Genomic DNA, 13,735 nt, shown 5'->3' with positions numbered 1-13,735 from the left:
GGATGTCTGTTTTTATATTTATACTACTTTAATTTAAAATATTGTGATACAAGTTTTAAGGTTATGTGCCGCGATATTAAATTATAAAATAAGTTTTAGTTTGCTTTCTCATCCGGAATAATATGATCAAACAATTGTAGCGTTTGATTGAATTCGTTTTGAATTTCCATTACAAACTTTTCATCCTTATCATGTTCTACAACTTGGTCGATTACACCTCTGTATAAATATCTAAAAGTCATATCAAACTCATCAAAAACCATATCAAACTCATCCTTAGTAAAAGTACTGTGCCAAATTAACTTGTCTTTAAATAGTTTAATTAAAGTCTTAGCAGCGGCTCTCGCTTTTTGTGGTTCGCCTAATTTGTAATACATTTCTGGGTATTCCATAGACAAACTGTAATGATCAAAATCTTTGATTGCTAATTTATCTAATGATAAATCTAACACTTCAATTGCTTTTAAAGTATCTCCTTCAATAGCAAATGCAGCCGATAATCGCATTAAACTATTTCTTAAAGAGATGGCATTTCTTTTGGTTTGTTCATCCAAATAAATTTTACCATCGTTAATGTTTCTCCAATCCCATTTTTGCACATTTTTGTACATTTTCTCAGGATCGATTCTACCAATATCAAACAAACTTAGTTCTCTTATTAACTGTCCGTTTTCATTAACAATTTTAGTTGGTGTTTTTATCGGCACAAATTTAAAAGCAACTCCGTCTAATTGTAAATAATCTTTTAGCCAAAGATATTCGCTATCGGTATTAGAGCCACCCGTAAAATAAATAGGACGTTCCCAATTAAAATTATTTAAAATATCTAACATTAAAATGGTGTTTTTAGCTAAAGCTCTATCCACAGTTATGTCTATATAAGGCACAATTTTATCTGCATCTTTTTGAGCAACAATGCCATATTTTAAAACATTTTCTTTGTTAACCGGAATTCTAATTTTATTCGTTGGCAATATTTTTTCTGGATTACCATCATCATCTAAATCATAAAAAGTTCTTTTGCTATCGCTTCGAATCCATTTCATGTAGCTGTCTAAATCTAGCACAGAATCTTTTAATTGAGGAAATAATTCTGCAAAGTAATAGGCAACATCCAACGTTCCGTATTTGTATTCATCGTGCGTTAATTGAGACGGAATAGGAGCAGACTTATAAGAAGCACGTTTCATTTGATCAATGTACCAATCTGTTTGAAAAAGGCTTGTGTTTACTAGTTTTATATCTGTTCTAATACCTTCTACTTCTTGCATATACCAAAGCGGAAATGTATCATTATCGCCAATTGTAAACATAATTGCGTTTGGATCGCAACTTTCTAAATACGCTTGTGCATTTAAACGCGTGGTGTATCTATTTGAGCGATCGTGATCGTCCCAGTTTTCGAAAGCCATTAAAGAAGGCACCGCTAGTATTGAAACTAAAGTAACTGCTATTGCTATTGGTTTTTTAGGACCTAATTTTTTTAAATATTCGTACAAAGCAAGTACTCCAAAACCAATCCAAATGGCAAATATGTAGAAACTTCCTACAATTGCATAATCACGTTCTCTGGGTTCAAAAGGCTTCGGATTTGTATAAAATATAATTGCAAAACCTGTAAAAATGAAGAAGATAAACAAGGTGAAAAAGTTTTCTTTATCCCATTTAATCTGATACAATAAACCTATGATTCCTAAAATTAAAGGTAAAAAATAATATTTGTTACGTCCTTTATTTTCTAAAACATCCGGTGGAAGTTGCTGTTGAGAGCCTAATCGCACTTCATCAATAACATCAATTCCGCTAAGCCAATTTCCATTAAAAATATCTAAATTTCCTTGGATATCATTTTGACGCCCAACAAAATTCCACATAAAATAACGCCCATACATATAGCCAAATTGATAGCTAGCCATAAATTTTAAGTTCTCTGCAAAGGTTGGTCTGCGATTACTTTTTTCTGGAATACCAGCAATGGCTTTGTACATTTTTTCGGAAGCAGGATTTACCATTCTTGGTATAAAACCCTTGTGTTTGTCAGACCAGTTTGGTAAAACGTCTTTGTAGACATTTACAATAACATATTTACCATCTTTTTGCTCATACTTTGGCTTATCGTCTTTTGTAGGGTTTTTTGCATCTTGCTCTCTGCTGTAAGAATTAGAGTAATACGTGTCGTAAAAAACATTGGCATCGCCATATTGTTCACGCTCATAATACGCCAATAACTCTCGCGCACTAGAAGGATTATTTTCGTTAATCGTTGTATTTGCGTTCGCTCTAATTGGCAACATCATCCAAGAAGAAAAACCAATCATAATAAATAATACAGAAAGTATTAAGGTGTTTGCCGTGATTTTTTTTGTTTTTCTTGTGTAGTTCAATCCAAAATAAAACAAAGCAATTAAAATAATTGCAGCAATAATAGAACCTGAATTATAAGGCAAGCCAATAGAATTAATAAAAAATAATTCTGATGCACTAAAGAATTTTAATGTAAAAGGGAATAAAAATTTAAAAACAAACATTAAAACAACCACCGAAATTACCGTAGCAATTGCCGTTGTTTTTAAGTTGATTTTTTTATAGGTTTTAAAGAAATATAAGAGCACAATTGCAGGAATCACTAACAAAGAAAGTATGTGAACACCAAATGATAAACCAACCACAAAACTGATAATAATTAACCATTTATTTCCTCTTGGTTGATGCAATTCACTTTCCCATTTTAATCCTAACCAGAATAATAACGCCATTAAAAACGACGACATTGCATATACTTCACCTTCAACAGCACTAAACCAGAAACTGTCAGAAAAGGTGTATGCTAAAGAACCTACTAAACTACTTCCAAGAATTGCAATATATTTTCCGTCTGTAATTTCGCCTGTTTTTAAAGCCATTTTTTTGGCTAGATTGGTAATTGTCCAAAACATAAATAAAATGGTAAATGCGCTCGCTAAAGCAGACATAAAGTTTACCATTTTAGCAATTTCAGAAACATCCGAAGTAAACATTGCAAAAAAGGCACCTAACATTTGAAAAAGAGGTGCTCCCGGTGGATGACCAACCTCTAATTTTACAGAAGTTGATATGTATTCTCCACAATCCCAAGCACTCACAGTTGGTTCTAAAGTTAGTGTGTAGGTAATTAAAGCTATTGCAAATGCAGCCCACCCTAAGATGATGTTCCATTTTTTAAATTTTTCTGATGTCATAAGTCACTTAATAATCTGTGGGCGAATTTACTAATAAATATGATTAAAAGTGAGTTCTGAGACCTTTTCTGACAATAAGGAAGCTCATAAAAAAATGTTAAACTAAAAATTTATAAAAAAAAGTTTGTGAAATTAAAAGATTGGGTTAAATTTGCACCCGCATAAAAGCATTGGCTTATGGTGTAATTGGTAACACACCGGTTTTTGGTACCGACATTCAAGGTTCGAGTCCTTGTAGGCCAACTTTAAAACCTCGTAATCATTTGATTACGAGGTTTTTGCATTTTATATGTTTTTTTTGTGTCGGTATTTGTGTCGGTAATATGTCTTTTTTTTAATTTTATATTTTCCTGTAAAACTTAAAAAGGGGTGTGATTTTTTAATATTTCTATTCTTTTTAACAGTTTAGGCTGTTTTTGATTTTTTGAAAAGCTACGGTTCTTATTCGTTGTTAATATTTTCTTCGCATTACTTGGATTTGTACTTCTTATGTTTTTTTTTTTGATGCGATTTGCTCCCTGTGTAGATTTTATTTTTAATTATTTTTTCAATTATTTAAAGGTTTTCTGGTTGTTTTTATAAGTTACACTTATTTATTGTACATAAATAACAATAAAATAAATTAAAAAATAATTAGATTGATAATATAAATCAACTTACCTTTGTACGCGAATAACAATGTATAAAATGAAAATAAGGGAAATTACTTCTATATCTTCTGGTATAAATGAACGCAGAAACCCACAAGGTACTATTTACTATTTAGGTGCCAGTGATTTTGTAGGTGCTAATACACTTGATCGACTTATTGAGCCTAGTTTAATGCCTTCACCTAAATTAGAAAAACATTTTTTAAATAAAGATGATGTAGTTGTTTTAGCAAAAGGATATAATGGTTTTGTTGCTCATTCTATTTTAGATGATTCAAAACCTATGGTTGCTTCATCTATTTTTATGGTGTTGCGAAATACAATTAACTCAGTACTTCCTCAGTATATTGCATGGTATATCAATTTAGAGAGCACTCAAAATGAATTACGAGGTTATAGTCGTGGTACAGCTTTACCTGCTATAAACAGAACCATACTTGGTGACTTAGACGTAAAAATACCTTCATTAAGTATTCAAAAAAACATTGTAGCCATAGATCAACTTAAAAAACAAGAATCAAAATTAACAACCCAATTAGATAAATTAAAAACAATTCAATTAGAATTATTACTAAAAAATAAAATACAAGCATAATGAGCAATAAAATTAAATCTGAAGACATTAATAGAATTATTTGGCAAGCCTGCGACACCTTTAGAGGAGTTATAGATCCAAGTCAATATAAAGATTATATCTTGGTAATGTTGTTTTTAAAATATGTGTCAGACACCTATACAGAAAAGTACGAAGCACATCTTATAAAATATGAAGGAGATATAGAACGCGCACAACGAGCTATGGCTTCCGAACGTTTTACAGTGCCAGAACATAGTCACTTTAATTCTCTTTATGACAAAAGAAACGAACCTAACATTGGAGAGTTAATAGACATTGCTTTAGCAGACTTAGAAGATGCTAATCGAGAAAAACTAACTAGTAGTGATGGAGCAGGAATTTTTAGAAACATCAGTTTTAATAGCAGTAATCTTGGAGATAAAAAAGATAAAAATGCAAGACTTAAAAACCTACTAACAGATTTTAATAAGCTAGACGTAAAACCATCGTCTTTAGATGGTCAAGATGTTTTAGGAGATACTTATGAGTTCTTAATTTCGAACTTTGCGAGTGATGCTGGTAAAAAAGCAGGAGAATTTTATACACCTAAAGAGGTTTCTACTTTGTTGGCACGTTTAACAAAGTCTAAATCTGGTGCACGTATTTACGATCCTACTTGTGGTTCTGCTTCTTTATTGATTAAAGCAGGGCAACAAGTAGAAGACAATAATTTTTCTTTATACGGACAAGAAGCTAACGGAAGCACTTGGGCTTTGGCGATGATGAATATGTTTTTACATGGTTTTGATAATGCTTCTATACGTTGGGGAGACACTTTACGAAACCCTAAACATACCGAAGGTGATAATTTGATGAAGTTTGATACTGTGGTTGCTAATCCTCCATTTTCATTAGATAAATGGGGGCAAGAAGAAGCTGAAGAAGATAAATACAATCGTTTTAATCGTGGAGTACCTCCAAAAAGCAAAGGAGATTGGGCATTTATTAGCCACATGATAGAAAGTGCTTACGAAACTACAGGTATGGTTGGTGTTGTTGTGCCTCATGGTGTTTTGTTTAGAGGAAGTGCAGAAGGACGTATAAGAAAACATGTTATAGAAGATAATTTATTAGATGCTGTTATTGGTTTACCTGCTAATTTATTTTTTGGTACAGGTATTCCTGCTGCCATTCTTATTTTTAATAAAGCAAAAGATAAACGTACAGAAACCTTGTTTATAGATGCTAGTGAAGAATATGATAGCGGAAAAAACCAAAATGTAATGTCTAATAAACATCTAGACCATATTGTAGAAACCTATACTAAATTTCGTGAAAACAAAACAAAACAAGGTGTTTTGGAAGATAAATACAGCTACGTTGCTGCATTGTCAGAAATAACAGAAAACGAATACAACCTAAACATACCTCGTTATGTGGATACTTTTGAAGAGGAAGCAGAAATTAACATTACACAAGTACAAACAGAGATTTCTACAATAGAAAATGAATTAGTAGCTGTGCAACAAAAAATGCAAGAGTATTTAAAAGAATTAAGTTTATAAACTATGGAAGAGCAAAATAATATCATTATTTATACTGCGGATGATGGTAAAGTATCTGTAGCTTTATTTGAAAGAGATGGCAGCGTTTGGTTGAATCAAAATCAATTAGCGGAACTTTTTGACACCTCAAAACAAAATATTAGCCTGCACATAAATAACATTCTGTCAGACAAAGAATTAAACGCTAATTCAGTTGTCAAGGAATACTTGACAACTGCCGTAGATGGCAAAGAATATAATATTACATTTTACACCTTAGAAATGATACTTGCTATTGGGTATCGTGTACGTAGCAAACGTGGCGTGCAATTCAGGCAATGGGCAACCAGAAACCTAGCAAACTATATGCGTAAAGGTTTTATTATGGATGATGAACGCCTTAAAAACCCTGATGGTCGTGTAGATTATTTTGATGAATTACTAGCGCGTATTAGAGATATACGTGGCTCGGAAAAACGTTTCTACCAAAAAGTGCGCGATCTTTTTAGTTTAAGTAGCGATTATGATGCTACAGATAAAGCGACCCAAATGTATTTTGCTGAAGCACAAAACAAACTACTATTTGCAGTTGCCAAAAAAACAGCAGCCGAAATGATTGTAACACGTGCAGATGCCACCAAACTAAATATGGGTTTAACAAACTGGAAAGGCAGTGTGGTAAGAAAGCAAGACATTACCATTGCTAAAAATTACCTAACTGCAGATGAGTTAGACAGTTTAAACAGATTGGTAGTTATCTTTTTAGAACAAGCAGAATTACGTGTTAAAAACCAACAAGACCTTACCATGAGTTATTGGCAAGGCAACTTAGACAAACTTATTGCTTTTAATGAATTTCCCGTACTTAAAACAGCTGGAAAAATTAGTAAAACAGTAATGGAAAAAAAAGTAAAAGCACATTATATAGCTTTTGATAAACTCCGTAAAACCCAAGAAGCAAAAGAAGCAGACCAGCAAGAATTAGAAGATCTAAAATTACTTGCAGACCAAATTAAAAACAAAAAGCAATAATGGAGCTACAAGAAACAGCATATAAAAAAGGTTTTAAGGAGACTAAATTGGGATGGATTCCTGAGGATTGGGAAGTGAAAAAAATATCAGAAATAGGCAAGGTCGTGACCGGAGGAACGCCGTCTACAAGTGTTGGTGAATACTGGGGTAATGAACATCTTTGGTATACACCTACTGATATTTCTAATTTCTCAAAATATGCAGGTTTCTCAAAAAGAACAATTTCTTCTTTAGGTTTGAAAAAATCTTCAGCAACTCTTTTCCCAAAAGGCACATTAATGGTTTGCACAAGGGCTACAATTGGAGAAATAGCAATAGCAACTAGTGAATCTTGTACAAATCAAGGTTTTAAAAATTTAATAGTCAATAGAAAAAATGATCTTGAGTTTATTTACTATCTTTTAATTTACTCTAAAAAAAGATTAATAAGATTGTCATCAGGTAGTACCTTTTTAGAGCTTGGCACAAATGATTTTAGAGAAGTTGGTTTATTCGCACCAAACCTCCCAGAACAAAAAGCAATAGCAAACGGGCTAAGCACTTGGGACACGGCAATTACAAAACAAAACGCCTTAATAAAAGCAAAACAGCAGCTTAAAAAAGCCTTAATGCAACAATTGTTAAGTGGCAAAAAACGATTATCTGGGTTTAGTGGGGAATGGACAACTAATAGATTTGATTATTTTTTAGATTATACACCAAGACCAACTGAGAAACCTAAAACAGCTTTTACCAAATTAGGAATTAGAAGCCATTGCAAAGGAACTTTTCAGAATAAAGATTTTAAGCCTTCTGCAATTGCAATTGATACTTTGTATTTAGTAAAACCAAATGATTTAATTGTAAACATAACATTTGCTTGGGAAGGTGCTGTAGCAATTGTAAAGCAGGCAGATAAAGGCGCGTTAGTTTCACATCGTTTTCCTACGTATCAATTTATTGAAGGAATAAGTGATGTTGAATTTTTTAAACAGTTTGTACAATCTAAATGGTTTAGATATCAGTTAGATTTAATTTCTCCAGGAGGAGCTGGTAGAAACCGTGTGTTAAGTAAAAAAGAATTGAATAAATTAAAAATTAGGCTTCCAAGTTTCAAAGAACAAACGGCAATAGCCCAAGTTTTAAAAACAGCAGACCAAGAAATAAAGCTACTAATTAACCAGCGAAACCAATTGCAATTGCAAAAAAAAGGACTAATGCAACAGTTGTTAACAGGTAAAAAGAGATTGAAAGTATAATATAATGGCTGTGGAAAAAATAATACAAGAAATTGACGGAGATATTAAAGATATATTGAGCACTGAGTTCTCATATACTTCAACCAATAATGTACCTAGTTTAGATGATAATGCACTTACTTTTGGGAATGCAGAAGAAAAGAAAGCTAAAGAAATAAATACGTGTGTTCTTTTCGTAGATATTAGAGGTTCGGTAGCTCTAACAAAAAAGCATCATAAAAAAACTATGGGAAGGTTGTATTCTGCTTTTGCTAAAGCGGTATTAAAAGCAGCACATCATCATAGTGGCTATGTGAGGAATATAATAGGCGATCGTGTAATGGTTGTTTTTCCTTCATCTAATTGTTATAAAAACGCAGTTCATTGCGCTATTACTATCAATCATTTATGTTCTAAAATAATTGATACTCAATTTACAGGGTTGGATTTTAAATGTGGGATAGGTGTAGATTATGGAGAGTTAAAAGTAATTAAAGTAGGTACGCCAAAGCAAGGAGTAGAAGCAAATGAAAATAGAGGTCTTGTTTGGACTGGTTATCCTGCAAATCTTGCATCACGACTTACTGATACTGCAAATAAAATGGTTGAAGAAGATTATTATTTAGTAAAGAGAAATCCTTATAATTTTTTTAATTTTTTAGGTTCTGATATTGGACTTGCAAATCCATTTGGAGGAAGATCTTTAAAAAGTAATGATTTACCAACATATTCAAATAGGATTGAAACGGTAGAAATGACACCAGAAAAATTTGCAGACTCTCTAATAAATTTGTCAAATGGAAACTTATACTCTATGCCTGGTGGAAAATTTATAAGTTTTGAAAAGAAGACTAGAAAAACTAATTACCCAGCGATATTGATTTCAAAGGCAGTTTATAATGGTTATAAAAATGAAGATTCTACTGCAATTGATGTGATGAAAAAATGGTGGGAGAAAGAAACGTATAAAGTTAAAGATGTTATGGGTGATGTTTATGGTTCTAATTTAATGTGGGACTTAAAATAATAAATATGAATAAAGAATTATTAGAAATACATAGTAACGTAAAAGATTGGTTAAAGTTTGCAGAAGCTAAAAACGCAATGCTTATTGCGTTTAATGCAGCTTCAATTTATGGAGTTTCTAAACTTCCTTTTTTAAATAAAACAGAAGGTTTAAATTTTATAGATGCTTATTTTTCATTTGTTATTATTCTATTAATTTTCTCTACTGTTACTTGTTTAATTTCATTTGTACCTCGTCTTAAATTTATTCATTTAAGTATATCAAATAATAAGGATAAAGAAAATATTTTCTTTTTTGAGCACTTGGGAGGAAGTTCACCTAAGAAGATTTTAGAATCTCTAAAAGCTAAAGGTGTAAAAGAAGAATTTTCAGAAATTGATGAAGATATTGCTGTGCAAATTCACTCTCTTGCAAATGTGACCAGAAACAAATATAGTTTTTTTACAATTGCCGTATGGTTTACTGTAGCAGCATGCATAACACCTTTAATCGCTGTAATTTTTGCAGGTTATAATTATAAAAAATAATACTATGGAAGCACCTTCGTTTAAAGAGGATCATATTTCACAAATACCTGCATTACAGCTATTAATTAATATGGGCTATAATTACCTCAATCAAGAAGAAGCTTTACAAGCGAGAGGTAATAAAACATCAAATATTTTATTAGAAGATATTTTACGCACACAATTACGTAAAATTAATAAAGCACGTATATCTTCAAGTAAATCAGTTTCGTTTACAGATAATAATATCGAAAATGCCATTATTGCATTAACAGATATACCTATGATAGATGGTTATATGGTTACTAGCGAAAAAATATACGAATTATTGACGTTAGGTATTTCGTTAGATCAAAGTATTGAAGGAGATCGTAAAAGTTTTGATTTACAGTATATAGATTGGAAAAATCCAGCCAATAATATTTATCATGTTACAGAGGAGTTTAGTGTATTGCGTTCAGGATTAAAAGAACATTACAGACCTGATGTCGTTCTTTTTGTAAACGGTATTCCGCTTTGTGTTATTGAGTGTAAGAGACCAGATATGAAAGAGCCATTAGCTCAGGCAATTTCTCAAAACCTTCGAAATCAACAAGAAGACGGTATTCGTCCATTGTATGCTATGGCACAATTAGTAATGGCTGTAACTGTAAATGAAGGTGGTTATGCCACTACAGGAACACCAGAAAAATTTTGGGCACAATGGCAAGAAGATTTTAAAAAATCGAATGGAGGAATTGAGACAAAGAAAAAAGATCATTTTCACCAAAGCTTGTACAAGCTAAAAAACATACCTATAGAAAATAGTATTAAGCAACGTTTATTTACAGAACGCTTTTATTATGTGCGAAAATATTTTGATGCACTAGAACAAGAAGAAATAAAAGCAACACCACAAGATGAATATTTGTATAGTTTATGCAATAAAGAACGTTTACTAGATCTTATTTATAATTTTATATTATATGATAACGGAGCTAAAAAAGTAGCACGTTATCAGCAGTTTTTTGCCATTAAAAAAGCAATGAAACAAATAAAAAAAATAAATAACGGACAAAGAACTGGTGGTGTAGTTTGGCACACGCAAGGAAGCGGAAAATCGTTAACAATGGTTATGCTTGCTCAGGCTATTGCCATGGAGCCAAGTATTTTAAATCCAAAAATTATTTTGGTAACAGACAGAACCGATTTAGATACCCAAATAACAGGCACGTTCAGAAAATGTGGTATGGATGTAGATAACGCAAAAACAGGAGCACAATTAATTGAGTTATTGCACACAGAAAGTGATGCTGTGGTTACTACAATTATAAATAAGTTTGAAACGGCTGTCAAGAAAATTAAAACACCACTAACAAGCAATACTATTTTTGTGTTAGTAGATGAAGGACACAGAACACAGCACGGTACGTTTAATATTGAAATGCAAAAAACATTACCTAATGCTTGTTTTATTGCGTTTACAGGTACTCCTTTATTTAAAAAAGATAAAAGTACATTATCTAAATTCGGTACACTTATAGATAGTTATACAGTAGATCAAGCCGTAAAAGATAAAGCAGTTGTACCATTATTGTATGAAGGTCGTCATGCATTGCAAGACGTAAATGCAGCTCCTTTAGATAACTTTTTCAATATGGTTTCAGAACCATTAACAGATTACGAAAAAGCAGATCTAAAAAAGAAATTCTCTAGAGCAGATCAACTAAATATTGCAGACCAAAAAATACTTGCAATTGCTTGGGATATCACTAAGCATTATGAGAAAAATTTTCAAAAAACAAAATTCAAAGGGCAAATAGTTTGTCAATCTAAAGCAGCGGCTGTAAAGTATAAAAATTATTTAGATGAAATAGGCCGTGTAACTTCTGCTCTTATTATATCTCCTCCAGATGAAAGAGAGGGAGAAGATTCTGCTTATGGAAAAACAAATGATTTAGTAAAAATATTTTGGCATAAAATGATGGATGAACATGGTTCTCCTAAAAAATACCAGAAGAATATTGTAAACCGTTTTAAGAATGATAATGAGCCAGAATTAATTATCGTTGTAGATAAATTATTAACAGGTTTTGATGCACCGAATAATATTGTTTTATACTTAACAAGAAAATTATTAGGTCATACTTTGTTGCAAGCTATTGCAAGGGTAAATCGTGTTAGTCCAGACAAAGATTATGGATATATAATTGATTATTTTGGAGTGTTAGAAGAATTAGATAAAGCATTAAAAACCTATTCTACATTTGGGGATTTCGATGAAGATCAATTGGAGGGCACACTTACAAATATTAATGAAGAAGTAGAGCAATTACCGCAAATACATAGTGATCTTTGGAGTCTCTTTTCGTCTATTTCAAATAAGAAAGATGCAGAAGGGTATCAGCAATTATTAAGAGACGAAGCTTTGCGAAACAAATTTTATGATCAGTTAGCAAAATATGCACGTATTTTAAAATTAGCCTTGTCATCTATTACATTTCATAAAGAAACTGAAGACATACGAATTTCTAAGTATAAAGACGATTTATCCTTTTTTATGAAGCTTCGCTCGGCAGTAGCATCAAGATATTCTGATAAGATAGATTATAAAAAATATGAAGGTCAAATTCAAAAATTAATTGATACTCATATACCTACTTCAGAGGTTGTGACGCTTACAGAGTTAGTGAATATTTTTGATAGAGAAGCTTTTGAAGAGGAAATTGAAAAGGTTACAGGGAAAGCAGCTAAAGCAGATATGATTGCCTCTAGAACATCAAAACATATCTCTGAAAAAATGGATGAAGATCCTGCTTTTTACAAACGTTTTTCTCAATTAATAAAAGAAACTATTGAAGATTATTTACAAGGACGAATTGATGAAACTATTTATTTACAAAGAATAAAAGAAGCTAAGGAAGCTGTATTAAGTAGAACTGATTCTAGCATACCTTCATCTTTAGAGGATAAAGAGATCGCAAGAGCATTTTTTGGAATAGGGATTGAAGAGTTTAGTATGATTTCCGAAGATAAAAATGTGGTTTTAGCAATTGCGGAAGAATTAGCATTAAAATCAGATGCTATTATTTTAGAGCTAAAACAAGTAGACTGGTCTAAAAGTATAGACATACCTAAAAAAATGATTTTCTTAATAGGTGATTTTATAATAGATGAAATTAGAGATAAATACAATATTAAATTAAGTTTTCAGGATATTGATAAGATTGCTGAACGAATTGTAGAAGTTGCTAAAATAAGATATAAGTAATGCAGCGGTCACTTAAATACGGTTCAGAAGAGATTATTTATACCTTGTATTTTCGCGAAAGAAAAACATTAGGTATTACTGTAAATCCTGATCGTTCTACAGAAGTTAATGCGCCAATTGGAAGCAGTATAGAAAAAATAGAGAAAAAAATACATAAAAGAGCAGCTTGGATTTTAAAGCAACAGGATCATTTTTTAACATTTGAACCAAGAAATACTAATAGAAAATTTGTTTCTGGTGAATCTCACTTTTATCTTGGAAGGCAATATCAACTTTTGATTATAAATAGTGACGAAGAAAAGGTAAAGCATACAGGAAGAAATATTGAGGTGAGAACTAGTGACTCCAAAAATGTAGAAAAATTATTAGAAACTTGGTATTTAGAGAAATCTAAAATTTGGTTTCATAAGATTGCATTACCACTAATAGAACATTTTAAAAAACACCAAGTAACTCCTAATAAATTTGAAATTAGAAAGATGCAAAACCGTTGGGGATCTTGTTCTACAAAAGGACAAATATTATTAAACCCCGAGCTTATAAAAGCACCTAAAGCTTGTATAGAATATGTGATAATTCACGAGCTCTGCCATTTAGTGCATAGAGATCATACCCAAGCTTTTTTTGATTTACAAAAAAAAGAATTTCCTGAATGGAGGAAATGGAAAAATAAATTAGAAATACTACTTGCGTAATACAGTATCTGAAAAATTCTTTAGTATAGTTTCTTGTAAA

General features: G+C 31.6%; 9 protein-coding genes and 1 tRNA gene. 9 read left to right on the top strand and 1 reads right to left on the bottom strand.

The annotated features are described in order from the left end of the window. Positions 1–95: 95 nt before the first annotated feature. Positions 96–3,218, bottom strand: coding sequence for a glycosyltransferase family 117 protein (locus tag BTO16_RS10920; protein ID WP_105021720.1), 3,123 nt, complete (start codon positions 3,216–3,218; stop codon positions 96–98). A 171-nt stretch (positions 3,219–3,389) separates the two neighbouring features. Here BTO16_RS10920 and BTO16_RS10915 point away from each other — a divergent pair. The 9 genes from BTO16_RS10915 (at position 3,390) to BTO16_RS10875 (ending at position 13,695) form a co-directional block, all read left to right on the top strand. Next, positions 3,390–3,461 (top strand) — tRNA-Gln (locus tag BTO16_RS10915). Between the two features lie 444 nt (positions 3,462–3,905). Next, entirely contained in the window at positions 3,906–4,463 is a 558-nt protein-coding gene (locus BTO16_RS10910; protein ID WP_170064452.1) for a restriction endonuclease subunit S, read from the top strand. After that, on the top strand, positions 4,463–5,989 hold the full coding sequence (locus BTO16_RS10905; protein ID WP_105021718.1) for a type I restriction-modification system subunit M: 1,527 nt from the start codon (positions 4,463–4,465) through the stop codon (positions 5,987–5,989). Before BTO16_RS10910 ends, BTO16_RS10905 begins: the two co-directional genes overlap by 1 nt. A gap of 3 nt (positions 5,990–5,992) precedes the next feature. Further along, positions 5,993–7,000: a virulence RhuM family protein gene (locus tag BTO16_RS10900; RefSeq protein ID WP_105021717.1), complete on the top strand. Its 1,008-nt coding sequence runs from the start codon at positions 5,993–5,995 to the stop codon at positions 6,998–7,000. Beyond that, a complete protein-coding gene (locus BTO16_RS10895; protein WP_105021716.1) occupies positions 7,000–8,238 on the top strand; it encodes a restriction endonuclease subunit S in 1,239 nt (412 codons plus the stop codon). Before BTO16_RS10900 ends, BTO16_RS10895 begins: the two co-directional genes overlap by 1 nt. A gap of 10 nt (positions 8,239–8,248) precedes the next feature. Beyond that, the gene (locus BTO16_RS10890; protein ID WP_170064451.1) at positions 8,249–9,244 is read left to right on the top strand and encodes an adenylate/guanylate cyclase domain-containing protein; all 996 of its coding nucleotides are present in this window, start codon (positions 8,249–8,251) and stop codon (positions 9,242–9,244) included. A gap of 5 nt (positions 9,245–9,249) precedes the next feature. Further along, entirely contained in the window at positions 9,250–9,771 is a 522-nt protein-coding gene (locus BTO16_RS10885) for a Pycsar system effector family protein (RefSeq protein WP_105021714.1), read from the top strand. A gap of 4 nt (positions 9,772–9,775) precedes the next feature. Then, positions 9,776–13,000 carry a type I restriction endonuclease subunit R gene (locus tag BTO16_RS10880; RefSeq protein WP_105021713.1) on the top strand — a complete coding sequence of 1,075 codons (3,225 nt, stop codon included), beginning with the start codon at positions 9,776–9,778 and terminating at the stop codon, positions 12,998–13,000. Further along, on the top strand, positions 13,000–13,695 hold the full coding sequence (locus BTO16_RS10875; RefSeq protein WP_105021712.1) for a M48 family metallopeptidase: 696 nt from the start codon (positions 13,000–13,002) through the stop codon (positions 13,693–13,695). Before BTO16_RS10880 ends, BTO16_RS10875 begins: the two co-directional genes overlap by 1 nt. Positions 13,696–13,735 lie beyond the last annotated feature (40 nt).

The sequence above is a fragment of the Polaribacter glomeratus genome, assembly GCF_002954665.1.
In the GTDB taxonomy this organism is placed as follows: Bacteria; Bacteroidota; Bacteroidia; order Flavobacteriales; family Flavobacteriaceae; genus Polaribacter; species Polaribacter glomeratus.
The sequence above is the reverse complement of the archived record's forward strand: the minus strand, read 5'-3'. Positions and strand labels throughout refer to the sequence as shown.